The organism is Promicromonospora sp. NPDC019610 (genome assembly GCF_044389365.1).
Lineage (GTDB): Bacteria > Actinomycetota > Actinomycetes > Actinomycetales > Cellulomonadaceae > Promicromonospora.
Genome location: NZ_JBIRXX010000003.1, coordinates 460,541 through 485,209, shown reverse-complemented (window position 1 = coordinate 485,209; position 24,669 = coordinate 460,541). Strand labels below are relative to the sequence as shown.

The following is a 24,669-nucleotide window of genomic DNA, read 5'->3' as shown; positions in this document are numbered from 1 at the left end:
CATGTATCAGATCGACGACCTGACCAAGACGTACCAGCAGGGCAAGCGCGTCGTGCGCGCGCTCAAGGGGGTGTCCCTCACCATCGGCGACGGCGAGCTGGTCGCCGTCCAGGGACCCACCGGCGGCGGCAAGTCCACCCTGCTGCAGATGCTGGGTGGGCTCGACCGGCCGACGTCCGGCACCGTGAAGCTCGACGGGACCGACCTCGCCGGGATGAGCGACGCGCAGCTCACCGCCGCGCGGGCCGAGACCATCGGCTTCGTCTTCCAGAACTTCAACCTCATCCCCACGCTCACCGCGCTGGAGAACGTGGAGACGGCGCTCGTGCCGGCCAAGATCCCGCGGCAGACCAGGACGGCGCGGGCGCTGGCGGCACTCGAGTCCGTCGGGCTCGGCGACCGCGGGGACCACCTCCCGGGCGAGCTGTCGGGCGGGCAGCAGCAGCGCGTCGCGATCGCGCGGGCGCTGGTGAAGAACCCGAAGGTGCTGCTGGCGGACGAGCCCACCGGCAACCTCGACGAGGAGACCCGCGACGAGATCGTGGACCTCATCGTGGGGCTGTGGAAGGACCAGGGGCTGACGATCGTGCTGGTCACGCACGACTCGGTGGTCGCACAGCGCACGCCGCGCCGGCTGCGCATCGCGAAGGGCGCGGTCAAGGACCTGACGGCGGCCTGAGCCGGCGCCCTGCGGTTGGCACTCCCCTCGACGAGGTCGGCAGCTCACTCTGCGAGGTCGGCAGTTCCCTCAGCAGGTCGGCAGTTCCCTCAGGAGGTCGGCAGTTCCCTCAGCAGGTCGGCAGTTCCCTCAGCAGGTCGGCAGTTTGCATCGAGGTCGGCACAGCCCTGTGCCGACCTCGATGCAAACTGCCGACCTCGCAGGAAGGTGCCGAACTCGCAGGAAGGTGCCGAACTCGGTGGCCGGCCGATCTGCCGAGCGGGTCTCGACGGCGTCCGGGCAGGCTGGCTACGCTGCCCCTACGTTCGCCGCGGCACTGTCGCCCCGGCGTCCGCCCCACCGGAGACACGCGCAAGGGAGCGCAGCATGCCTCATCGAAATCGTTTCATCGCCCGAGATCGCTCGCCGAGCAGAAATCGTTTCACACCGCCATCGGCACCCCCATCGGCACCCCGCTCGCCACACCGTTCGGCGCATCACTCGGCACACCGCTCGGCCGCCGGCCTCGCCGCCGCCGCGCTCGTCGCCGCCGGCGCCCTGATCGCGGCGCCCGCCACCACGGCCGCGACAACACCCACCGCCGGGACAGCACCACTCCTCGACGCCGCGACCGACACCGTCGTCACCGCCGTCGACTTCGAGGACGGCACCACCGGCACCTGGATCCCCAGCGGTGGCGCGGCCCTCGACGTCGTCCCGGACCCGGACGGCACGGGCAGCGTGCTCGCGATCACCCGGGCCGCCGACTACGAGAGCCTCCAGTCCCCCACCGGGATCTTCCGCCCGGGGCTGACCTACACGTTCAGCATGCGCGCCCGTCTCGCGGAGCCCGCGGAACCCACCGACCCGCCGGCCCCGACCAGCACCGGCGTCCGCTTCGTCGTGAAGCCGGCGTACACCTGGGTCGGGAACACCACGGTCGGCACGGACTGGACCACGGTGACCGGCTCGTACACCGCCGCCGCCGACGCCGACCCGGCCGAGCTGCAGGCCTATCTCGGCAGCACCGACCAGGACGCCCCCTACACGCTCCTCGTGGACGACATCATGGTGACCACCTCTGACACGGTTCCCCCGGACGACGTCGTGCCCGGCGGCGCGATCAACCCCGTGCCCACCCCGGTGTACGCCGCCGAGGGCAGCGGGAACGTCGCCGCCCTCACCTTCGACGACGGCCCGAACCCCGGCACCACGCCCGCCCTGCTGGACTTCCTCGCTGAGCACGACCTGAAGGCCGTCTTCTGCGTGATCGGGCAGAACATCGAGGCCGAGGGCGGCGCCGCGCTGCTGCGCCGGATCGTCGCCGAGGGCCACGTCCTGTGCAACCACTCGACGTCGTACGCCGACATGGGCTCCTGGACGCAGGAGCAGGTGCGCGCCGACCTGGTCGAGAACCTGGGGATCATCCGCGACGCGCTGGGCGACCCGAACCAGAAGGTCCCCTTCTGGCGCGCCCCGAACGGTTCCTGGGGCGCGACGCCCGGCGTCGCGGTCGAGCTGGGCATGCAGCCGCTCGCCGTCCGGAACACCATCGCCGACTGGGAGACCCAGGACGTCCCGACCCTCACCGCCAACCTGCGCGCCGCCATGGTCCCGGGCGAGCTGGTCCTCGCGCACGACGGCGGCGGCGACCGGTCGGGCACGCTCGCCGCGGTACGGACCGTCGTCACCGAGCGGCTCGCCGACGGCTGGACGTTCACGTTCCCGCAGGGCACACCCCCGGCGTCCGGCACCGTGCTGAGCACCGACTTCGAGGACGGCACCCTCGGCGGCTGGGGGCCGCGCACCGGCACCGACGCCTCCGACTTCACGCTCGCGGTCACGGACGACGACGCGCACGGGGGCACCCGGGCGGCCGCGCTCACCGGCCGCGACGCCACCGGCGACGGCATCGGCCGGGACGTCACGGGCGTGCTGCGCGCGGGCGTCACCTACGACGTCTCCGCCTGGGTGCGCTTCCCCGCGGGGCAGACGCCGGGCGACGTCTGGCTGAGCCTCGCGAGCACGGTCGACGGCGCCCAGAACTTCTCGACCCTGGCCCAGTTCACCGGCCTGACCAGCAGCGGCTGGACCGAGGTGACCGCCACGTTCACCATGCCCGACCACGACAGCGCGCTCCTCTACCTCGAGACGGCGTACAACGGCGGCAACACCAGCGACTGGCTGATCGACGACATCGTGGTGTCCGTCCCGGAGCCGCCGCTGATCGAGGACCTGACGGGGCTCCAGGAGACCGTCGACTTCCCGGTGGGCGTCGCGATCGACAGCCGCGAGACGTCGGGTGCGGCGGCTCAGCTCCTGGACCGGCACTTCGGCCAGATCACGCCCGAGAACCACATGAAGCCGGAGGCCTGGTACGACGCCGACGGCACCCTGCGCCGGCACCCCGAGGCGACCGCGCTCATGGACTTCGCGCAGGAGAACGACCTGCGGGTCTACGGCCACGTGCTGGTGTGGCACAGCCAGACGCCGGACTGGTTCTTCCAGGACGACGCCGGCGAGCCGCTGGCGGCCGACGAGGCGGGCCGGGCGGTGCTCCGCGAGCGCCTGCGCGACCACGTGTTCGGCATCGCGGAGAACCTGAGCGACGACTACGGGCTCTTCGGCTCGGCCACCAACCCGCTGGTCGCGTTCGACGTGGTCAACGAGGTGGTCTCGGACGGCGCGGAGAACCCGGACGGCCTGCGCCGCAGCGAGTGGTTCCGCGTCCTGGGCGAGGAGTACATCGACCTCGCGTTCGAGTACGCGGACGAGGCGTTCAACGAGACGTACGCCGCCGCGCCGTCGGACGCGGTGCGTGAGCGACCGGTGACCCTGTTCATCAACGACTACAACACGGAGCAGGGCGGCAAGCAGGACCGGTACCGCGCGCTGGTGGACCGGCTGCTGGAGCGCGGCGTGCCGGTGGACGGCGTGGGGCACCAGTTCCACGTGTCCCTCGCGATGCCCGTGAGCGCGCTGGAGGGCGCGATCGAGCGGTTCGCGGACCTGCCGGTCACGCAGGCCGTCACGGAGCTGGACGTCACCACGGGGACGCCGGTCACGCAGGCCCGGCTCGTCGACCAGGGCTACTACTACCGCGACGCGTTCGACGTGTTCCGCGCACACGCCGAGGACCTGTTCAGCGTGACGGCCTGGGGCCTGACCGACGGCCGGTCGTGGCGGGTCGACAGCGGCGCGCCGCTGCTCTTCGACGACCGCTTCCAGGCCAAGCCCGCCTACTTCGGCGCGGCCGGGGCGGAGCTGCCGGCCCGCCTGCGTACGGCGAACGTGTTCGCCGGGGACGTGCCGCTGGACGGTTCGGCCACCGCGTCCCCGGTGTGGGACCGGCTGCCGCGGCACACGTTCGAGGCCCCGGACGGCGGCGCGGCCGCCTTCCAGCTCCGCTGGGCGGCCGACCACCTGACGGCGTTCGTCACGGTGGACGACGCCGGGGACGACGCCGGCGACGCCGCCGGGGACGCCGTCACGCTCGTGCTCGACGACGCCGAGTACACGGTGACCCGGGCCGGTTCCGTGACCGGTCCGGGCGACGGAGCCGACGCGGAGGTGAGCGAGCGGGAGGGCGGCTACGACGTCGTCGTGCACCTGCCCGCCGCCCTCGAAGAGGGCGCGACCGCCACCTTCGACGCCCGGGTGACCAGCGGCGACGAGACCACCGCGTGGAACTCGCCGGGCGCCGTGGGCACGCTGACGCTGGTCGAGGAGCTGTCGTACCTGGAGGTCGCCGAGGCCGCGCAGGCCCCGGTGGTCGACGGCGACGTGGACGACGTGTGGGACGCGGCTGGTCCCGCGGTGACCACCACCAAGGAGGTCGAGGGCTCCGGCGGCGCCGTCGCGACCGTCCGCACCCTGTGGCGGGACGGCACGCTGTACGTCCTGGCGGACGTCGCCGACCCCGTGGTCGACGTCTCCGGCTCGGACCCGTGGATCCAGGACTCCGTGGAGATCTACGTGGACGGCGGCAACGCGAAGAACGGTGGCTACCGGGCCGACGACACGCAGATCCGCGTCTCGGCCCGCAACGCCGTCTCGTTCGGCACCGGCGACGAGGCGGCGCAGCGCGCCCGCGTGTCCAGCGCGGCCACGGCGACCGACGGTGGCTACCGCGTCGAGGCGTCGGTCGACCTGCTGTCGTACGGCGGTCCGGGCACGTTCCACGGCCTGGACTTCCAGGTCAACGACGCGACGGGCGGCGCACGGACCGCCGTCCGCAACTGGGCCGACCCCACGGGCACGGGCTACCAGTCCACCGCGCGCTGGGGCGTGGGACGGCTCGTCGAGCCGGAGGCACCGGCGGTCCCGGCGTGGTCGGCGAGCGCCGTGTACACGGCGGGTGACCAGGTGAGCCACGAGGGTGCGGTGTTCACCGCGCTGTGGTGGACGCGCGGCCAGACCCCGGGCGCCACGCCGTGGGGCCCGTGGGCCGAGGTGGGCGCCCCGCAGGCCTGCGCCGGCGGCACCTACCGGGCCTGGACGCCGACCGCGGTGTACGACGGCGGCGAGACGGTGGTGCACGACGGCCACCGCTGGACCGCGCAGTGGTACAGCCGCAACCAGGAGCCCTCGGCCACGCCGTGGGGCCCGTGGCGGGACCTCGGCGGCTGCTGACGCCGACGGTTCGTCGGGTCTCCTTCCGCGTGGGCGCTGGTCGCTCGCAAGGAAGGAGACCTGACGAATCGTTACAGACGGTTAACACGACTTTCCAGGCGGCCCCACTTCCGTGGCGATATGGTCCAAACCTCCCCGCCAGTTGACCGGGGAGACGAACTGGGGAGGCAATCAGTGAGGCAAGCACGCATCACCACCTTCGCCGCGGCGGCGGCCGTGGTGGCCCTGACCGTGGCCGGGTGTACCCCGAGCGACACCGTCGAAGGCGACGGGCCGGTCACCCTGAAGCTGACGATCGACCAGGACATGGAGACCCTCTTTCCTGGCGACTCCGGTATCGCCGACAACATCGCGATCCTCGACGTGGTCTACGACGGCCTGGTCCGGTACGACCCCGAGACCAAGGAGCCGTACAACTACGTGGCCGAGTCGATCGAGTCGGACGACAACACGGTCTGGACCATCAAGATCAAGCCCGACCTGACGTTCCAGAACGGGGAGCCCGTCGACGCCGCCGCGTTCGCCCGCTCCTGGAACTACACGGCCGGCCACTCCGAGCTCTACAGCAACTACTTCTTCGAGCGCTTCAAGGGCTACGAGGAGATGCAGGACGAGATCGACGACGAGGGCGAGATCGCCGAGGAGAACCCGATCGAGGAGCTGTCCGGCCTCACGGTCGTGGACGACCACACGCTCCAGGTCGAGCTGAGCGCGCCGTTCGCCGGCTTCTCCACGATGCTCGGGTACACCGGCTTCTACCCGGTCGCCGAGGAGTGCCTGGCGGACGTCGAGGCCTGCTCGGTCAAGCCGATCGGCAACGGCCCGTTCAAGATCACCGAGTGGGACCAGGGTGTCTCCGTCGAGGCCGAGCGCTGGGCGGACTACCCGCTGGACGAGACGCCCGAGGACATCGACGCGATCAACTGGCGCGAGTACGCCGGTGCGTCGTCCTGGGCCGACTTCGAGGCCGGCGACCTCGACGTCAGCTACCCGGCGCCGGCCGACCTGGCCGCCGCCCAGGAGGACCCCGAGCTCTCCGAGCGCCTCGCCCAGGCACCGGGCGCCGCGCTCACCTACATCGGCTTCCCGCTCTACAAGGACGGCCCGTGGCAGGACAAGGAGTTCCGCAAGGCCATCTCCTTGGCGATCGACCGGGAGAGCATCGTCGACCAGCTCTCGGGCGGCCTGGCCACACCGGCTGACTCGTGGGTCGTGCCGGACGGCGTGCCCGGCGGCGAGGCCGGGACGTGCGAGTGGTGCACGTTCGACCCCGAGGCCGCCAAGGCGGCGCTGGAGAAGGCCGGCGGCTGGCCCGAGGGCGAGACGCTGACCATCGGCCTGAGCAACGACGAGACCGAGATCGAGTACTTCAAGGCGATCGGTGACTCCATCGAGGCCAACCTCGGCATCCCGTACGAGCTCAAGCCCAACCCCGACTTCTCCACCGTCCGGTCCGAGCAGGGCTTCGACGGCATCTTCCGGAACAACTGGTTCCCGGACTACCCGCTGAACGAGAACTACCTGGCCTTCTACGCCGTGGGCGAGGAGGGCGCGGGCAACTTCGGCTGGTACGACAAGGAGTTCGAGGACAAGCTGGCCGAGGGCGACCAGGCCGCCACCCTGGACGAGGCCGTGGTCAAGTACCAGGAGGCCGAGGCGATCCTCGCCGAGGAGTTCCCGACCATCCCGTTCCGGTTCAACGCGGGCGCCGAGTACTACAGCGAGCGCCTGGACAACGTGGTGCTCGACCCGTTCAGCGGTGCCGTCCGCGTCCGCCAGCTGACGATCACGGAGTAACCCTCACGCCGAGTCAGTGCCGGGGTCGGACCCCGGCACTGACTCGGCGCCTGAACACCCCCGGGTCAGTGCCGGGGTCCGACCACGGCACTGACTCGGCGTACATCTGAGGAGACCCCATGGGGCGCTACATCCTCCGCCGGGTCGCTCAGGCGGTCGGCATGCTGTTCCTGGTGATGTTCGTGCTGCACCTGCTCACGACCCTCGCGATCCAGCTCAACGGCAACCCCGCCCTCGCGTTCTTCGGCGACAAGATCCCCTCGCCCGCCCAGGTCGCCGCCGTCGAGCAGCGGTTCGGGCTCGACGACCCGTGCTACGACCAGCCCGGCAACCCGTGCCTCGGCCCGTTCGTGGAGCGGCTCGGCCAGTACGCACAGGGCGACCTCGGCACCAACCTGCGCGGTCGCGAGGTGACGGACATCGTCGCCAGCGCGGCCCCGAACACGCTGCGGCTGTTCGTCATGGTCTCGATCACGTGGCTCGTGCTCGGCATGGTGCTGGGCTCGGTGGCCGCCCGGTGGCGCGGATCGGCGTCGGACCACGGCATCCGGCTGACGTCGGTGCTCATCGACGCCCTGCCCGTGTTCGTGCTGCTCCTGGTCTACAAGGAGGTCGTGACCGTGCCGCTCAGCAGCTGGTCCGAGGAGACCTTCGGCGAGAACAGCTGGCCGCCGTACTGGTTCAAACCGTCCTTCGACCCCGAGCACCCGTGGGCCACGGTCGCCGTGCCCGGCATCCTGCTGGGCCTGGCCGGCTCCGCCGCGTTCATCCGGCTGGTGCGCGCGAGCCAGCTCGACTCGTACGGCGGCGACCACGTGCGGACCGCCCGGTCCAAGGGGCTGAGCGAGGGGCGCGTCGTCGTGCACCACGTGGTGCGCAACTCGTCGATCCCCGTCGTGACGGCGGTCGGCCTCACGTTCGCGGAGGCGTTGAGCGGCGCCGTCATCACCGAGGGGATCATGAACATCTACGGCATGGGCGGTGTCCTGTGGGACGCCGTCCAGAGCAGCGACGTCGGCCTGGTGCTCGGCATCGTGACCATCCTGACCGCTGTCACGGTGCTGGTGATGATCGTCGTGGACATCGCCTACGCCGCGCTCGACCCGAGGATCCGCTATGAGTGAGGCAGCATCCCGATCGGTGGGCGAGGGGGCCGGGAAGGTCACCGGCGCGTCCCGCACCCTGGCCTCCGACGCCTGGCGCAGCCTCCGCCGTCGGCCGGACGTCATCGTCTCCAGCCTGATCATCCTGTTCTTCGTGGTCATGGCGGCGTTCCCCACGCTGTTCACCTCGGTGAGCCCGCGGCACTGCGTCATCGGGGACGCCAAGGTCAAGCCGCAGGGGTTCGGCAACGAGTTCCCCCTCGGCACGGACCCGTTCGGGTGCGACATCCTGGCCCAGCTCGCGCACGGCTCCCGGCCGTCGCTGCTGCTGGCCCTGGTGGTGGTGGGCACCGCGCTGGTCATCGGCGTCACGCTCGGCCTGCTCGCGGGCTACTACCTGGGCTGGGTGGACTTCGTGGTGTCCCGCACGATCGAGGTCTTCCTGGTGATCCCGTACCTGCTCGCCGCGATGCTGCTGCTGAGCCTGTTCAAGAACGTGGACCTGGGCTCGGGCACGTTCACCACGATCATGCTGCCCGCGATCGTGCTGACGCTGTTCGGCTGGATGGGCTACGCCCGCTACGTCCGCGCGAGCGTCCTCGAGGCCAAGAACCTCGACTACGTCACGGCCGCCCGCGCGCTGGGCGCCTCCGACCTGCGGATCATGTTCCGGCACGTGCTGCCCAACGCGATCGGCCCGGTGACGGCACTGGTCCCGACGGCGATCGCCGGCGTGATCGGCGCGGAGGCCGTGCTCGCGTTCCTCGGTATCGGGGTGCGTCCGCCTGCCATCTCCTGGGGGATCATGATCGAGAACGGCTCCTCGTGGGTGCTCGGCGGTTATCCGCACATGCTGCTGATCCCGTTGGGCTGCCTGCTCGCGACGGTCCTGTCGCTGGTGGTGCTCGGCGACGCCCTGCGCGACGCCCTCGACCCGAGGCTCTCCGCATGAGCGCGGCGAGCAGCGCGGGCGAGCAGACGGCACAGCCCCTCCTGGAGGTCACCGACCTCGCCGTCGAGTTCCGGACGCCGGACGGCACGGTGCGCGCCGTCGACGGGCTGTCCTACCGCGTGGAGGCGGGTCGCACGCTCGCGATCGTGGGCGAGTCCGGCTCGGGCAAGTCGGTGTCGTCACTGGCCGTGATGGGCCTGCTGCCCGACACCGCGCGGATCACGCGCGGCAGCGTCCGCCTCGCCGGCACCGACCTGCTCGGCCTGAGCCGCAAGGAGCACCGCGCCCGTTGCGGCGAGCAGGTGGCGATGGTGTTCCAGGACGCGCTGGCCGCGCTCAACCCCGTGCACACCGTGGGCTACCAGCTCACCGAGGCGCTCCGGGCCCGGCGCGGGCTGTCCCGCGCCGACGCCCGCACCCGGGCGGTCGAGCTGCTCGACCTGGTCAAGGTGCCGAACGCCAGGGCACGCGTCAAGGAGTACCCGCACCAGTTCTCGGGCGGCATGCGCCAGCGCGTGATGATCGCGTCGGCGCTGGCCATGGACCCCGACGTGCTCATCGCGGACGAGCCCACCACCGCCCTCGACGTGACGGTCCAGGCGCAGGTGCTGCGGCTGCTCGCCGAGATCCAGGCGGAGCGGCACATGGGCCTCGTGCTCATCACGCACGACCTGGGCGTGGTGGCGGGCGTCGCGGACGACGTCACGGTCATGTACGCGGGCCGAGCCGTCGAGCAGGCGCCCGTGGTGCCCGTCTACACGACGCCCGCGCACCCGTACACGCGGGCGCTGCTGCGGTCCATCCCGTCCGCGGCCGGGACGGGCCGCCTGCCCGTGATCCCGGGGCGCCCGCCCAGCCCGGCCGCCATGCCGGCGGGCTGCCCGTTCCACCCGCGCTGCGACGCGGCGCGCGACGTCTGCCGCACCGACGTGCCGCCGCGGGCGGCCCCGGCGCCCGGCCGGATGTCGGCGTGCCACTTCGCGTCGGACATCATGGCCGGACGGGAGCCGGCGCCGGACGCCGGCGGCACGACGGCGGCGTCCGGCACCTCGGTGCCCGGGCCGAAGGGAGACTCCGATGACTGAGTCGCGACCGGCGGGAGCCGGGCTCGTCGACGAGCTGCCCGCGCGCGGCGAGTCCGTGCTCGAGGTGCGCGACCTCGTCAAGCACTACCCGGTGCGCTCCGGGCTGCTGCGCCGCTCGGTGGGCGCCGTCAAGGCGGTCGACGGCGTCTCGCTCACCCTGGACCGGGGGCGCACCCTGGGCCTGGTGGGCGAGTCCGGGTCGGGCAAGTCGACGCTCGCCCGCGTGCTCGTCGGCGTCGAGACGCCGACCAGCGGGCAGGTGCTGGTGGACGGCGAGGACGTCACGGGCCGGTCCCGGGCGGGCCGCAAGCAGCTCCGCCGCGACGTGCAGATGGTGTTCCAGGACCCGTACACGTCGCTGAACCCGCGCATGTCGGTGAGCGAGATCGTGGGCGAGCCGTTCGCGATCCACGGCATCGACCCGGCGGGTGGACGGCGTGCGGCGGTCGGCGAGCTGCTGGAGCTCGTCGGACTGGACCCCGACCACGCCAACCGGTACCCGCACCAGTTCTCGGGCGGGCAGCGGCAGCGCGTCGGGATCGCCCGCGCGCTCGCCCTGCGGCCCAAGATCCTGGTCTGCGACGAGCCGGTCTCGGCGCTCGACGTGTCCGTGCAGGGCCAGGTGATCAACCTGCTGGAGGACCTCCAGGACGAGCTGGGCCTGCCGTACCTGTTCGTGGCACACGACCTCGGCGTGGTGCGGCACATCGCCCACGACGTCGCCGTCATGTACCTGGGCCGCATCGTCGAGCAGGGGCCCGAGGCCGAGGTGTACGACGCCGCGCAGCACCCGTACACGCAGGCGCTGCTCTCCGCGGTGCCCGTGCCCGACCCGTCGGTGCGGCTGGTCACGGCGGACGCGACGGGCGCTGCAGGGGACGCGGACGGCGACGTAGCCGCTGGCGACGTGGCCGCTGGCGACGCCGCCGCGAACGCCGGGCGGCCCGGTATCGGCGGGATCGTGCTGGAGGGCGACCCGCCCTCCCCGGTCGACCCGCCGTCGGGCTGCCCGTTCCACACGCGCTGCTGGCTCGCGCCCACGCTGCCCGAGGCGGGCCGCGCCGCGGACGGCGGCCTGCGGACGATTCCGCACGCGTGCGAGGCGGACGTGCCCGCGCTGGTGGTCCGGGGTACGACGGGCACGGGTTCGGGGGCCGGAGGAGCGGGGGCCGCCGATGCCGCGGCACACGTCGCCGCCTGTCACTTCGCGCGCGAGCTGGCCGCCCCCGGGACCGCGCCCCGGAGCGGCGCGTGACGCGCGTCCTGGTGGTCCTGAACTCCTCCACCAGCTCCATGGGGCGGCTGGAGCAGCTGCTCCCCGAGGCCGGGCTCGACCCGGTCCTCGTCCCGGGCGCCGAGCTGCCCGGGACGCTCGACGGCTTCGGGGGTGTGGTCCTGCTGGGCGGCGGCTTCATGCCGGACGACGACGCCGGCCACCCGTTCCTGGCCCGCGAGCGGGCGCTGACGCTCCAGGCCCTGGCCGCCGGCGTGCCGCTGCTCGGGCTGTGCCTCGGCGGGCAGCTCCTGGCGCACGTCACGGGCGGCGGCGTGACGGCACGGTCCGGCGAGACGGAGCGCGGCATGTGCGCGCTGACGGTGCTGCCGGCCGCCACCGACGACCCGGTGTTCGGCGACCTGCCGGGCGTGTCCGGCGCTGCAGGCGTGCCTGACGGGCCGCTGTGGATGATCGAGAACCACGAGGACTCGGTGACCGAGCTGCCGCCGTCGGCCACGCTGCTGGTGACGAGCGACGCCTGCCGCAACCAGGCGTTCCGCGTGGGCGCGGCCGCCTGGGGGCTGCAGTTCCATCCCGAGGCCCGGCCGGAGCGGGTGGCGACGTGGGACGAGGCCGCGCTCTCGGAGCAGGGCATCGACCGCGCGGCGCTGGCCGAGGCGGCGCTGGCCCGGGCGGACGAGAACGAGGCCCAGTCGGGTGCGCTGCTGCGCGCCTGGGCCGACGTCGTGCATGCCACGGCGAAGTGACGACGAGAGGACGAGCACGCACATGGTGTCGACAGGTACGCACAGCGACGGGGTGCCGGTCGTTGCCTACCGGGTCGCCCGGGCCTCCGGCGAGGTGCTGGCCGCGCGCCAGGACGACCTGGACTTCTACGCCGCCTCCACCGTGAAGCTCGCGGTCCTGGTGGCAGCCGCGCGCGAGCTCGACGCCGGCACGGCACGCCTCGACGAGACGTGCACCGCGACCCGCACCTTCACGTCGCAGGTGCCCGGCGCGGGCGAGTACACGATCGAGCCCGACGACGTCGACGAGGGCCTGCCGCCCGACGGCACGCCGATGCCGCTCGGCGACGTGATCGACCGGATGGTCACCGTCTCGTCCAACGAGGCGACCAACATGGTGGCCGAGCGCGTGGGCCTGCCCGCCGTGAACAAGGTACTGGCCGACGCCGGGGCCACGCGGTCGACCTTCGGCCGCAAGTACTCGGACCTGGCCGCCGAGCAGGCAGGCGCCTCGCACCGCACGACGGCGGCCGACCTGTGCCTGCTCATGTCCGGCGTGGTCACGGGCGCGCTCGCGAGCCCGGAGCGGACCGCCTGGATGTGCGAGCTGCTCGGCCGTCAGACGGACCGGCAGCTCACCGCCGCCGTCCCCGGCCCGGGCGAACCGGGCGCCGTCCCGTTCGGCTCCAAGTCCGGGTGGGTGGACGGCATCCGGCACGACGTCGCCTTCGTGGGCGAGCCCGGCCCGGACGCCCTGGTGATCGCGGTGTGCACCCGCGGCTACGACGAGCAGGCTGCCGAGGAGACGCTCAAGTCCCTGGGCGCCCTGGCGGTCGCGCTGGCCTGACCCGGCCGTCCCTGCCCCGGGCCGGTCCTGACGGGTCCCGTCCCTGACGCGGGCCGTCCCGACCTGGACCCCCGCCCCCGCACTTCCCTTTGAGGCCCGGGTTTCTTCGCTTTGAGCTGGCTCAAAGCGAAGAAACCCGGGCCTCGAAGGGGAGGGACGCCCCGGCCTCTCCACGCGGCCGAGGGTTGCCTCTCGCACTCGTTTCCTATTGAATGCGGGTGCAATAGTGGCGAGCCAAAGGGGGCGATGTGCTGACCACCAGTGCCGCGGAGGTCCGCGCCGGCGGCCTCGCGCAGGTCGACCGCAAGGAGAACCTGCTCAACCAGGGCTTCTACCTCGTCAGGTCCGGCGTCCTCGCCCCGGGCCTGCGCGTGCATCGTGACGTCGGCGCGATCTGGCAGCTCGTGACGTGGGGCCCGTCGATCGCCGGCGGCTACCGCGCCAGCACGGTGCGCACCCCGCACCAGACGGCGTTCGCCGACGAGCAGCGCAGCGTGACCTTCCGCGAGCTCGACGAGCGCGCGAACCGGTTGGCCAACGCCCTGCGCGACCGCGGCGTCGGCCTGCGCACGCCCGTCGCCGTACTGTGCCGCAACCACGGCGGCCTCATCGAGAGCATGGTGGCGCTGGCCAAGCTCGGCGCGACCACGCTGCTGCTCAACTCGGGGCTCTCCCCCGCACAGGTCTCCGCCGTCGTCGCCGAGCAGGGGCCCGCACTGCTGCTCGCCGACCAGGAGTTCCTGGACCAGGGACCCGACCTGCCCGCCGACCTGCCGGTCGTCACCACCTGGGCCGACGACGGCGCCTCCGGCCTCGCGGAGCTCGTCACGAACGGCGACCCGGCGCGGGTGCGCATCCCCGAGAAGCCCGGTCGGACGGTCGTCATGACGTCGGGCACCACGAGCACCCCGAAGGGCGCCCGTCGTCCGCAGCCGCACGGCCTGAGCGAGGCCGCCTCGCTGCTGTCGGTCATCCCGCTGCGCGCCGGCGACCGGATGATGGTCACCACGCCGATCTTCCACACGTGGGGGCTCGCGGCCCTGCAGCTCGGCATGGCGCTGCACGCCGAGCTGGTGCTGCCGCGCCGGTTCGACGCCGAGCAGACGCTCCGGATGATCGCCGAGCACCGGGTGACGGCCCTGATCGCGGTGCCGGTCATGCTGCAGCGCATCCTCGACCTGCCCGCCGACGTGAAGGCCCGGTACGACACGTCGTCCCTGCGCGTCGTCGCCTACTCCGGCTCGGCGATGCCGGCCGAGCGGATCACCCAGTTCCTCGACGAGTTCGGCCCGGTGCTCTACGGCCTGTACGGCTCGACCGAGGCCTCGTGGGCCTCGATCTCCACGCCGGCGGACCTGGCCGCGCAGCCGACGACGGCGGGGCGGCCGCCGCTCGGCACCCGCATCGGCATCCTGGACGACGCCGGCCGGCCCGTCCCGCAGGGCGCCGTCGGCCAGATCTGCGTGGGCAACGGCATGCTGTTCGAGGGGTACACGAACGGCACGGGCAAGCCGATGTTCGGCGACCTGATGGCCACGGGCGACCGCGGCTGCCTCGACGCCGAGGGCCGGCTCTACGTGGTGGGCCGCGCGGACGACATGATCGTCTCGGGCGGCGAGAACGTCTACCCCCGCCCCGTGGAGGACGCGATCACCGCCCTTCCCGAGGTCGCGGACGTCGCGGTGTTCGGCGTGCCCGACGAGCGGTTCGGCCACCGGTTCGCCGCCTACGTGGTGCTGCGCGAGGGCGCGACGCTCACGGCGGACGCCCTGCTGGACCGCCTCCGGGACACGCTCCCGCGCTTCTCGCTCCCCCGCGACGTCCACTTCCTGCCGGAGCTCCCCCGCAACCCCACGGGCAAGGTTCTCCGCCGCGACCTCCCCCACCCCCCGCCTCGTTGAGTGCTGGCTATGTGCGCTCTCGAAACGGTTCGAGGGCGCAGATAGCCAGCACTCAGCGAGCCACGATCAGCCCAGGAGGTCTCGGATCGTCCAGAGGCCTTCCGCGACCTCGCGGAAGCTCGTGCTCAGCGGGCTGAGGCCCACGCGGAGGCCCTGCGGCGGGCGGAAGTCCGGGATCACGCCCCGCTCCCAGGCCTGCGCGACCACGCGCTTGAAGTCGGGGTGGTCGAGCATCACGTGGCTCCCGCGGCGCTCGGGGTCGCGCGGGGACGCCACGCGCACGCCCGGCAGGTGCTCGTCGGCGACCTCGATCGCGAAGGCGGTCAGCGCGAGCGACTTCTCGCGCACGGCCGGCATGCCGGCCTCCTCGATCAGGGCGAGCATGTCGCGCATCGGCAGCATGCCGATCACGGGCGGCGTGCCGCTGATGAGCTGTCGGATCCCGGCGGCGGGCTCGTACTCGGGCCCCATCGCGAACGGGTCGGCGGCGCCCATCCACCCCTGGACCGGCTGGCGCACCTCACCCTGGAGGTCGGCGGCCAGGTAGGCGAAGGCGGGTGCGCCCGGCCCGCCGTTGAGGTATTTGTAGGTGCAGCCGACGGCGATGTCCACGCCGTCGGCGTCCAGGTCCAGCGGCACCGAGCCGGCCGAGTGGCACAGGTCCCACAGGACCAGCGCCCCGGCGTCGTGCACGATGCGCGTGATCGCGGCCAGGTCGGCGACATAGCCGGACTTGTAGGCGACGTGGCTGAGCAGCACGAGCGCGGTGTCCGGGCCGACGGCGGCCGCCACCTGGTCGACCGTCACGCCCGCCTCGGCGTCGGGCGTGATCCAGCGGAGCTCCAGACCGCGCTCGGCCGCGATCCCCTGCAGCACGAACCGGTCCGTCGGAAAGTTCTCGGTGTCGGCGACGATCACGCTGCGGCCCGGCCGCGCGTCGACGGCGGCGCGGGCCAGCTTGTAGAGCAGCACGGTGGTGGAGTCCGCGACGACGGTCTGCCCCGGCGCCGCACCCAGCGCGACCCGGCCGAGCGTGTCGCCGAGCTCCGTCGGCGCGTCCATCCAGCCCTCGTCCCAGGACCGGATCAGCCGCGCGGCCCAGGGCCCGTCCACGAACGACGCGAGCCGCTCGCGGGTGGCGGTGAGCGGCCGGCCCAGCGAGTTGCCGTCGAGGTAGGCGACCAGACCCTCGCTCGGGACGAAGAGGTCGCGGAAACGCGCCAGCGGGTCGGCGGCGTCGAGGGCGGCGGCGCGGTCGCGCAGCGCGGCGGGCAGCGCCACGGGCAGCGCCACGGGCAGGACGGCGGACGGCGGCGCGGCCGTCACGGCGGACGGCGGCGCGGGCAGGTGGGCGGACGGTGCGGTGTCGGTCACGGGGGCTCCAGGTCGATCGGTTCCGGCCCGAGCGTACGTCCTGTGCACCGCCGACCCGGCGGAACCCTTGACGCCCCAGCCCCGGCATCAGTAATGTCCGTGCCAATCAAACGCAAGAACTCGACAAGAGTATGCGTTTTTACGTACAGAACCATGGCAAGTACCCAAGGTCAATCCTGGTGACGACCCCCGTCGACGACGACGGGAGATCGGGGACGCTGATGTTCCGCTCCGCCGCACGCCATGCACCACGACGGGGGCTCGCCCCCGGCCTCCTGTCAGCCCTGACCGCAACGGCCCTCGCCGCGGTGGTCCTCGTACCGACGACGACGCCGGCCGCCGCCGCGCCCGCCGTCCTGTCCGCGGGCGCGTCCGCCGCGGCCAGCAGCGCCAACGCGCCCTACCTCGCCGACAACCTCACCGACGGCAACGCGGCCACCTACTGGGAGTCGACCAACAACAGCCTGCCGCAGTGGGCCCAGGTCGACCTCGGCAGCGGAGCCACGGTCGAGGAGGTCGTGCTCAAGCTGCCCGCCGGCTGGGAGGCCCGGACCCAGACCCTGTCGGTCCAGGCCGGCGCCGACGGCTCCACGTTCACCACGCTGTCCGCGAGCGCCGCCCGCCGGTTCGACCCGGCGTCGGGCAACACGGTGACCATCGACGTGCCGAACACGGAGGCCCGGTACGTGCGGGTCGCGATCACGGCGAACACGGGCTGGCCGGCCGGGCAGCTCTCCGAGCTGGAGGTGCGCGGCACGCGCGACGCCCCCGACCCGGAGGAGCCGGTGGACGGTACGGACCTGGCGGCTGGCCGCGCCATCGCGGCGTCGTCGACGGAGTGGACGTACGTCGCGGCGAACGCGAACGACGGCAACACCAGCACGTACTGGGAGGGTGCGGGCGGGCAGTACCCGAGCACCCTGGCGGTGACGCTGGAGTCCGCGGCCGAGCTGAGCGGCGTCGTCGTGAAGCTGCCGCCGGCCACGGCGTGGGGGCCGCGCACGCAGACCTTCGAGGTGCAGGGCCGGACCGGGTCGGGTGATGCGTGGGCGACGCTCGCGCCGTCGGCCGCGCGCGCCTTCTCCCCCGCGACGGGCAACACGGTGACGGTCCCGGTCACGGGCACGGCGCGGGAGGTGCGGCTCCGGTTCACCGCGAACACGGGCTCGGGCAACGGTCAGGTGGCCGAGCTGCAGGTGTTCGGCACGCCCGCGGCGAACCCGAACCTCACGGTCACGGGCGTCTCGGCCACCCCGGCGTCGCCCACGGAGTCGGACGACGTGACCCTGTCCGCCGTCGTGAAGAACATCGGCACGCGGGCCTCGACGGCCACGGACGTGTCGTTCACCGTGGACGGCGACGAGGTGGCGACCGGCCAGGTGGGCGCGCTCGCCGCGGGCGCGCAGGCCACGGTCACGGCCGACGTCGGCACGCTGACGGCGGGGTCGTACGAGATCGGCGCGGAGGCGGATCCGTCGGGTGCCGTGGCCGAGCAGTCGGAGACCGACAACGGCTGGACGCGGCCGGACCCGCTCGTCGTCACCGAGATCGCCAGCTCCGACCTGGTGCCGACCGTGTCGTGGACACCGACCACGCCGGCGGCGGGCGAGACCGTCACGTTCTCGGCGACGATCGCGAACCGCGGCACCGTCGCGGCGTCGTCCGGCGCGCACGGCCTGACCGTCGTGCTGCGGAACGGCTCCGGCGCGGTGGTGCGCACCCTGACGGGCTCGGTCTCCGGGGCCATCGCGCCGGGCGCCACCAGCCAGAGCGTGAACCTCGGGACGTGGACGGCGGCCGACGGCTCGTTCGACGTCACCGTCACGGCGGCACCCGACGCGAACGAGGTCGCGGCGAAACGCGCGAACAACGAGGTGACGCGGTCGCTGTTCATCGGCCGTGGCGCGAACCTGCCGTTCGACACCTACGAGGCGGAGGACGGTGTCGCCGGCGGCGGTGCCACCGCGATCGGGCCCAACCGGGTGGTCGGCGACCTGGCCGGCGAGGCATCCGGCCGCAGGGCCGTCACGCTCGGCCAGACCGGCTCCTACGTCGAGTGGACCACGCGGGCGACCGCCAACTCGCTGGTGGTGCGCTTCTCGATGCCGGACGCCGCGGGTGGCGGCGGCACGAGCGGCTCGCTCGGGGTCTACGTGGACGGGCAGTTCGTCAAGAACATCGACCTGACCTCGCGCTACGCCTGGCTGTACGGCAACGAGGCCAGCCCGGGCAACCAGCCGGGGCAGGGCGCACCGCGGCACATCTACGACGAGGCGAACGCGCTGCTCGGCCGGACCGTCCCGGCCGGCTCGACGATCCGCCTGCAGAAGACGGCGAGCAACCCGGGGCCGTACACCGTCGACTTCGTCGACCTGGAACAGGCGACGGCGCAGGCCAACCCGGACCCGGCCCGGTACGTGCAGCCCGCCGGGTTCACGCACCAGGACGTGCAGAACGCGCTCGACCGGTTCCGGATGGACACCACCGGCAACCTGGCCGGCGTCTACCTGCCGGCGGGCGACTACCAGACCGCCAGCAAGTTCCAGGTCTACGGCAAGGCCGTCGACATCGTGGGCGCCGGGCCCTGGTTCACCCGGTTCCACGCGCCGGCCGGGCAGGAGAACACGGACATCGGCTTCCGGGCCGAGGGGACGGCGAACGGCTCGACGTTCCGCGACTTCGCGTACTTCGGCAACTACACGTCGCGGATCGACGGGCCCGGCAAGGTCTTCGACTTCGCCAACGTGCGCGACATGACGATCGACAACATCTGGGTCGAGCACATGATCTGCATGTTCTGGGCGGCCAACATGGACGACTCGGAGATCAAGGACTCGCGGATCCGGAACACGTTCGCCGACGCGCTGAACATGACCAACGGCAGCGCGAACAACCACGTGCACAACAACCAGGCGCGCGGCACCGGTGACGACTCGTTCGCGCTGTTCGCGGCGACCGACGCCGGGAGCAGCGGCCAGCGGGGCAACGTGTTCGAGAACCTGACGTCGACGAACACCTGGCGCGCCGCGGGACTGGCCGTCTACGGCGGTCAGGACAACACGTTCCGCAACATCTACATCGCCGACACCCTCGTGTACTCGGGCGTGACGATCAGCTCGCTGGACTTCGGGTACCCGATGGAGGGGTTCGGCCCCGCGCCGACCGTCTTCGAGGGCATCTCCGTGGTGCGCTCCGGCGGGCACTTCTGGGGCGCGCAGGTGTTCCCGGCGGTGTGGCTGTTCTCGGCGTCGAAGACGTTCACCGCGATCCGGGTGAACGACCTCGACATCGTGGACCCGACGTACTCCGGGATCATGTTCCAGACCCAGTACGTCGGCGGGCAGCCGGTGAACCCGGTCCAGGACACCGTGTTCACCGACGTGTCGATCACCGGCGCCCAGCGCAGCGGTGACGCCTACGACGCCAAGTCGGGCTACGGCATCTGGGCCAACCCGCTGCCGGAGGCGGGCCAGGGTCCGGCGGTCGGGTCGGCGACGTTCAACGGGCTGACGTTCGGGAACAACTTCCGCGACATCGAGAACCCGACGTCGACGTTCACCATCAACCGCAACTAGGTCACGGACCACCTGACTGACTCGGCACATCCCGCCCGCCGAGTCAGTCAGGTGGTCCGACCATCCGGCTGACTCGGCCGACGGGGTGGGCCGAGTCAGTGGGGTGGTCCGACCATCCGGCTGACTCGGCGGACGGGGTGGGGCGAGTCAGTCGGGTAGTCCGACCATCTGGCTGACTCGGCGGACGGGGTGGGGCGAGTCAGTCGGGTAGTCGGGTGGACGCCCGGAGCCAGTCGATCATGTCGGCCGCCGTCTCCGGCACGGGCAGCGGAGCCGTCAGCGCGGGCGCGGCGTCCGGCGGGCCGACGACGGCGCGACGCAGCGCCTCCCCCGTGAGCACCAGCCCGAGCAGCTCGATCTCGCGCTCGTTCACCCCGACCGGCGTCGGGCCGTTGCCCATGTCCGTGCCGTACACGAGGCGCCCACCCGCGGCGACGAACCGGCGCGCGTTGTCGAGCGCGCGCGTCAGGCCCGCCGACCCGCCCGGCCCGTCGTGGATCGCGAAGGTCGAGATCCAGGTCATGTGCCCGGCCCGGGCGATCACGCCGGCCGGCAGCGCCTCGGTCCAGGGCACGTGCACCAGCGTGTCCGCGCCCGCGTCGATGGCGCGCTCGGCCTGGCCCGGACCCTCGGCGTGCACCAGCACCGGCAGCCCCGCGGCGTGGGCCGCGCCGACCAGGGCCCGCAGCACGCCGTCGGGCAGCAGGGGCATGCCCGCGTGCAGGGCGACCTTGACCGCGAAGCCGCCCGCGCGGACGACGTCGGACACGGCTACGGCGGCCTCGTCCGGCGAGCCGAGGTGCCGCACCACGGCGCCCGGCGCCCACGAGCGGCCGGTCGGGTATCCGCCGGGCGCCGTGTGGAACGGACCGGCGAACCGCACCCGGACGCCCGACGGCGGCGCCGCGGCCCAGGCGCTCACCTCGCGCGGGTCCCAGCCCAGGTCGTGCACCTCGGTGACCGGCCCGCCCGCGAGCAGGTCCCGGTCGACCAGGCCCAGGTGCACGTGCCGGTCGACGACGCCGGGGAGCGTCGTCGACGGGACCTCAGGCACCGAGCGGGCCGTCGATCTCGGTGCGGACCGAGATGAGCTCGGGGAAGAACGTCAGGTCCAGCGCGCGCTTGAGGAAGCCGACGCCGCTGGAGCCGCCCGTGCCGGTCTTGAACCCGATGGTGCGCTGCACCGTGCGCAGGTGGCGGAACCGCCAGAGCTGGAAGGCGTCCTCGATGTCGACCAGGTCCTCGCACGCCTCGTACAGCTCCCAGTAGGCGTGCGGGTCCTCGTAGATCGTCTTGAAGACGGCGACCAGCTCGGGGTGCTCGGTCCAGGCCTGCGTGACGTCGCGCTCCAGGATCGCGGCCGGGACGGCGTGCCCGCGCCGCGCGAGCAGGCGGAGGAACGCGTCGTAGACCGTGGGCTCCCGAAGGAGCTGCGCGAGCTGGGCGTGGATCTCGGGCTTGTCCCGGAAGACCTGGAGCATCCCGGCGTGCTTGTTGCCCAGCAGGAACTCCACGGCGCGGTACTGGTGGGACTGGAAGCCGGAGGACTGCCCCAGGGACCCGCGGAACTCGGCGTACTCGCTCGGGGTGAGGGTCGCCAGGACGGACCACTGCTCGGTGATGGTGCGCTGGATGTGCTTGACCCGGGCCAGGCCCTTGAGGGCGCGGGGCAGGTCGTCGGCGTCCAGGAACCGGCGCACGCCCAGCAGCTCGTGCACCACCAGCTTGAGCCACAGCTCCGTGGTCTGGTGCTGGATGATGAACAGCAGCTCGTCGTGGTGCGGCGGGTCGCTCACCGGGTGCTGCGCCGACAGGAGCGCGTCGAGCCCCAGGTAGGAGCCGTAGTCCATCTCGTCGCGGAAGTCCGTACGGATGGAGGCCTCGATGGGCCGGGTGTTGCCGCTCATGGGGCGAGCGTAACCCCGCCAGGAAGACTCTCATTCGTGAGACTCTCACCGATGAGAGTCTCACGGCCGGGCATCAGGCCGCCTGCGCCTCGTCCCGGTTCGGGTTCTCGAACGCCTCCGCCATCAGCGCGATCTCCTCCGGCGGCAGGGACATGTCGCGCGCGATCCGCGACCAGCCCGACGTCGCGGCAGCCACCTCGGCGAGCACGCGCCGCGCGTCGTCCTGCCGCAGGCCGTAGGAGTCGGCCGTGGCCAGCAGCACCCGCACGTCCCGGTCGATCCGGCTGCCACCCGGGCGCAGCGGCGTGGACTCCACGACGGCGAACGGGTTGGGGTTCACGTCGAACAGCGGGGACAGCGACCAGCCGTCCGCGCGGCGCAGGAACCCGTGGTTCTTCATGTGGTCGTCCACGTTGCGCACGAGCAGCGTGAACGCGACGCGGCGGAAGAGGTCGTGCCCGTCCGTCGCCGGCCGCCCGGAGTGGTCCGCCAGCGTCTCCGCGAGCGTGCGGTAGTCGATGACCTCGAAGAACGCCTTCTGCGTGAGGCTGTCCGCGGACAGGAAGCCGATGCGCCCGCGGTCCGGCCGCCGGTCGAAACGCCGGGTGAGCAGGATGGAGCGCGACGGGCCGATGCGGTGCAGCCGCGCCACGGGTACCTCGATGCCGGCGTCCGAGGCCAGCCGCAACGTCAGGTACTCCCAGGCCTGCACGTCCCACCGGTCGCCGGTCTCGGGCAGCTTGGCCATCCACAGGTCGCCCTCGGCGTCCTTCACGGTCACCTTGGGGCGGGCGCCGCCCATGGACGTGCCCGCGGCGACCAGCAGACGCACGTCGTGGTCGGTCTCCCGGTGCTGCGCGACGGCGTCCGCGGCGTCGGTCAGCGAGGGCAGGTCCACCAGGTCGGGGACCTCCGCGCGCGGCGGGCCCATGAACGTCTTGCCGTCGTCGAGCGAGAAGCGCAGTGCGCCCAGCCGCGTCTCGTCCTGGACGCCGAGCAGGAAGTCCACCTCGGTCAGCGTCATGAAGCCGCGGCCCTCCGCCCGGGCGGCGCGCCGCTCAGCGTTGAACAGCAGGGTGCGGCCCCACTGGTCGGGCTGGCAGTCGGCGAGGACGCCGAAGAGGGGCCGGTCGCTGCCCGACGGGATGTTGCCCGGCGTCAGCGGCAGCTCGGGGCACAGGGGGTACGCGCGCGGGTCGCGGAGGTACGCGGCGTCGTAGCGGAAGGTGCAGCCGACGAGGGCGCCGCCGCGGTTGAGATGCATGTCGAGGTCACCGGCGCGGACCTGTCCGCCGCCGGGCAGCTCGACCTCGACACGTATCGACAACGGCGATCACCTTCTCGGTTGGTTCGGGCTGCCCGGTCCACCCGGGCTCGGTCTGCTCAGTTGGGTACCCGCACCCGCTGCGGCAGGGCCCGGTCCGCGTGGAACCGGCCCATCTCGGTGGTCAGCGGGTCGCTCGCGCCGACGATGGCGTCGGCCACGCCGAGCACCCGCAGCACCGCGAACGTGTTCTCGAGACTGACCGTTCCCGTGCCGGTCTCGATGGCTCGCAGCGTCGTGCGCGTGATGCCCGCACGGTCGGCGACGAGCTGGGCCGTGAGGCCGTGGATCTTGCGCCAGGCGCGCACGTGGTCGCCGAGCGACGCGAGATCGCGCTGGGTGCGGAGGGATGTTCTGGCCATGACTGCTCCTTTCGGTTATCAGGCTAACCGACGAGCCCCCTAACGGTCACCAGGGTGGCCGTTATTTCGCGATGCGGAGGGGGTGTTCCGAGGATGAAACCGCGACGGGCCGCCCCACGGTGTGTGGGACGGCCCGTTCGGTGCGGTGTTCAGCTGTGCGTCACTGTCCGTTGACGGTCGCCTTGTCAAGGGCACCGGCGGAGAGGTCGTGCTTCTCGAGGATCTCGGCGTAGGTGCCGTCGTCGATGATGCTCTGCACCGCGGCCTGGTAGGCCCGCACCATCTCGACGTCGCCCTTCTGGAACACGAAGCCCAGAGGCGTCGGGTTGATGATCTCGGTGTTCGCCACCTCGAAGACGTCGCCCGAGCCGACCTGCTTGGCGTTGTACGCGCCGGTCGACCACTGGGTGAGTTCAGCGTCCGCCTTGCCCGCCTGCACCTGGGCGAGCGCGTCCGCGTCGGTCTCGAACTGGAGCACGTTGACCGGCTTGGCCTGGCATTGGGCCGTGTTCAGCTGTGCGAGCGCCTCCTGCTGGGTAGACCCGGTGAGCACGGCAACCGTACGGCCACAGAGGTCCGGGAGCGCCTTGATGCCCTCGGGGTTACCTGCAGGGACCATGATCGCGTCGCTGTCGTTGTAGTAGTCGACGAAGTCGTAGTCGGCCTGACGTTCAGCGGTGTCCGACATCGCCGCTGCCAGTGCGTCGACGTTGCTCCCATACAACTCACCCAGCAGCGTCTTGAAGGGCATGTCCACGAAGTTGTACTTCAGGCCCAGGCGCTTCGACGCGGCGTCGAACAGGTCGATCTCGAAGCCGACGATGCGGCCGGCCTCGTTCGTGTACTCGAAGGGTGGGTAGCCCGACTCCGTACCGACGGCGATGCGTGCCGACTCGGCCCGCAGCTCGCCCGGCAGCAGGGCGCGCAGCTCTGGGCGCACCTCGACCGCGGTGCTCTCCGCCGACTCGGCGGAATCAGTCGCGCAGCCGGTCAGCAGGCCGCCGAGCGCGGTCAGCGCCGCGATCGAGCCGATGACCGCGCGTGCACGGTGTCCACGCACGCGATGTCCGAGTGCCATGCGGTGTCCTCCACGAAACGACATGATGAGCGGGTTACGCGGGTGGAGCCTATACGGTCCGGGTGAGTTGCTGTGAATTCGAGTTTCACCTATCCCACCGACGCGAGGCCTG

General features: G+C 72.3%; 17 protein-coding genes. 11 read left to right on the top strand and 6 right to left on the bottom strand.

The genetic code is table 11. From position 1 onward, the window contains the following. Position 1: 1 nt before the first annotated feature. From ACH45N_RS23365 to ACH45N_RS23320, 10 genes are all read left to right on the top strand, one after another. Complete coding sequence (locus tag ACH45N_RS23365; RefSeq protein WP_285105773.1) at positions 2–679, top strand: ABC transporter ATP-binding protein; 678 nt, start codon at positions 2–4, stop codon at positions 677–679. A gap of 366 nt (positions 680–1,045) precedes the next feature. Further along, positions 1,046–5,290, top strand: a complete 4,245-nt coding sequence (locus tag ACH45N_RS23360; protein ID WP_397398351.1) for an endo-1,4-beta-xylanase — start codon at positions 1,046–1,048, stop codon at positions 5,288–5,290. Between the two features lie 174 nt (positions 5,291–5,464). Continuing rightward, positions 5,465–7,087: an ABC transporter substrate-binding protein gene (locus ACH45N_RS23355; RefSeq protein ID WP_397398350.1), complete on the top strand. Its 1,623-nt coding sequence runs from the start codon at positions 5,465–5,467 to the stop codon at positions 7,085–7,087. A gap of 119 nt (positions 7,088–7,206) precedes the next feature. Further along, on the top strand, positions 7,207–8,211 hold the full coding sequence (locus ACH45N_RS23350) for an ABC transporter permease (protein ID WP_397398349.1): 1,005 nt from the start codon (positions 7,207–7,209) through the stop codon (positions 8,209–8,211). Continuing rightward, positions 8,204–9,142 (top strand): ABC transporter permease, encoded by a 939-nt coding sequence (locus tag ACH45N_RS23345; protein ID WP_397398348.1) that lies wholly within the window; start codon positions 8,204–8,206, stop codon positions 9,140–9,142. The genes ACH45N_RS23350 and ACH45N_RS23345 overlap by 8 nt, the downstream gene beginning before the upstream one ends. Next, positions 9,139–10,227, top strand: a complete 1,089-nt coding sequence (locus ACH45N_RS23340) for an ABC transporter ATP-binding protein (protein WP_397398347.1) — start codon at positions 9,139–9,141, stop codon at positions 10,225–10,227. Before ACH45N_RS23345 ends, ACH45N_RS23340 begins: the two co-directional genes overlap by 4 nt. Continuing rightward, the gene (locus ACH45N_RS23335) at positions 10,220–11,482 is read left to right on the top strand and encodes an ABC transporter ATP-binding protein (protein ID WP_397398346.1); all 1,263 of its coding nucleotides are present in this window, start codon (positions 10,220–10,222) and stop codon (positions 11,480–11,482) included. Before ACH45N_RS23340 ends, ACH45N_RS23335 begins: the two co-directional genes overlap by 8 nt. Next, positions 11,479–12,210, top strand: coding sequence for a type 1 glutamine amidotransferase (locus tag ACH45N_RS23330; protein WP_397398345.1), 732 nt, complete (start codon positions 11,479–11,481; stop codon positions 12,208–12,210). The genes ACH45N_RS23335 and ACH45N_RS23330 overlap by 4 nt, the downstream gene beginning before the upstream one ends. 22 nt (positions 12,211–12,232) lie before the next feature. Continuing rightward, positions 12,233–13,036, top strand: a complete 804-nt coding sequence (locus ACH45N_RS23325; protein ID WP_397398344.1) for a serine hydrolase — start codon at positions 12,233–12,235, stop codon at positions 13,034–13,036. Positions 13,037–13,284: 248 nt separating this feature from the next. Further along, complete coding sequence (locus ACH45N_RS23320; protein WP_397398343.1) at positions 13,285–14,937, top strand: AMP-binding protein; 1,653 nt, start codon at positions 13,285–13,287, stop codon at positions 14,935–14,937. Positions 14,938–15,003: 66 nt separating this feature from the next. Here the strand turns inward: ACH45N_RS23320 and ACH45N_RS23315 are convergent, their stop codons facing one another. Further along, positions 15,004–16,224 carry a kynureninase gene (locus ACH45N_RS23315; RefSeq protein ID WP_397398629.1) on the bottom strand — a complete coding sequence of 407 codons (1,221 nt, stop codon included), beginning with the start codon at positions 16,222–16,224 and terminating at the stop codon, positions 15,004–15,006. A gap of 266 nt (positions 16,225–16,490) precedes the next feature. Between ACH45N_RS23315 and ACH45N_RS23310 the strand changes: the two genes are divergently transcribed. After that, the gene (locus ACH45N_RS23310) at positions 16,491–19,886 is read left to right on the top strand and encodes a discoidin domain-containing protein (RefSeq protein WP_397398342.1); all 3,396 of its coding nucleotides are present in this window, start codon (positions 16,491–16,493) and stop codon (positions 19,884–19,886) included. A 199-nt stretch (positions 19,887–20,085) separates the two neighbouring features. On the opposite strand, the gene ACH45N_RS23305 is transcribed toward ACH45N_RS23310, so the two are convergent. The 5 genes from ACH45N_RS23305 to ACH45N_RS23285 all read right to left on the bottom strand — a co-directional run bounded on the left by ACH45N_RS23305 (position 20,086) and on the right by ACH45N_RS23285 (position 24,557). Further along, entirely contained in the window at positions 20,086–20,940 is an 855-nt protein-coding gene (locus tag ACH45N_RS23305) for a hydrolase (protein ID WP_397398341.1), read from the bottom strand. After that, positions 20,933–21,793: a tryptophan 2,3-dioxygenase gene (kynA, locus tag ACH45N_RS23300; protein ID WP_397398340.1), complete on the bottom strand. Its 861-nt coding sequence runs from the start codon at positions 21,791–21,793 to the stop codon at positions 20,933–20,935. The genes ACH45N_RS23305 and kynA overlap by 8 nt, the downstream gene beginning before the upstream one ends. A gap of 73 nt (positions 21,794–21,866) precedes the next feature. Next, the gene (locus tag ACH45N_RS23295) at positions 21,867–23,120 is read right to left on the bottom strand and encodes a type II toxin-antitoxin system HipA family toxin (RefSeq protein WP_397398339.1); all 1,254 of its coding nucleotides are present in this window, start codon (positions 23,118–23,120) and stop codon (positions 21,867–21,869) included. Positions 23,121–23,176: 56 nt separating this feature from the next. Next, positions 23,177–23,479 carry a helix-turn-helix transcriptional regulator gene (locus ACH45N_RS23290; RefSeq protein WP_377229938.1) on the bottom strand — a complete coding sequence of 101 codons (303 nt, stop codon included), beginning with the start codon at positions 23,477–23,479 and terminating at the stop codon, positions 23,177–23,179. 160 nt (positions 23,480–23,639) lie between these two features. Next, positions 23,640–24,557, bottom strand: a complete 918-nt coding sequence (locus tag ACH45N_RS23285) for an ABC transporter substrate-binding protein (protein WP_397398338.1) — start codon at positions 24,555–24,557, stop codon at positions 23,640–23,642. Between the last annotated feature and the right edge of the window lie 112 nt (positions 24,558–24,669).

Coding starts and splice junctions, on each gene's coding strand:
- ACH45N_RS23365 (WP_285105773.1), top strand. CDS start 2: ATGTATCAGATCGACGACCTGACCAAGACGTACCAGCAGGGCAAGCGC.
- ACH45N_RS23325 (WP_397398344.1), top strand. CDS start 12,233: ATGGTGTCGACAGGTACGCACAGCGACGGGGTGCCGGTCGTTGCCTAC.
- ACH45N_RS23290 (WP_377229938.1), bottom strand. CDS start 23,479: ATGGCCAGAACATCCCTCCGCACCCAGCGCGATCTCGCGTCGCTCGGC.
- ACH45N_RS23285 (WP_397398338.1), bottom strand. CDS start 24,557: ATGGCACTCGGACATCGCGTGCGTGGACACCGTGCACGCGCGGTCATC.
- ACH45N_RS23350 (WP_397398349.1), top strand. CDS start 7,207: ATGGGGCGCTACATCCTCCGCCGGGTCGCTCAGGCGGTCGGCATGCTG.
- kynA (WP_397398340.1), bottom strand. CDS start 21,793: ATGAGCGGCAACACCCGGCCCATCGAGGCCTCCATCCGTACGGACTTC.
- ACH45N_RS23340 (WP_397398347.1), top strand. CDS start 9,139: ATGAGCGCGGCGAGCAGCGCGGGCGAGCAGACGGCACAGCCCCTCCTG.
- ACH45N_RS23335 (WP_397398346.1), top strand. CDS start 10,220: ATGACTGAGTCGCGACCGGCGGGAGCCGGGCTCGTCGACGAGCTGCCC.
- ACH45N_RS23345 (WP_397398348.1), top strand. CDS start 8,204: ATGAGTGAGGCAGCATCCCGATCGGTGGGCGAGGGGGCCGGGAAGGTC.
- ACH45N_RS23360 (WP_397398351.1), top strand. CDS start 1,046: ATGCCTCATCGAAATCGTTTCATCGCCCGAGATCGCTCGCCGAGCAGA.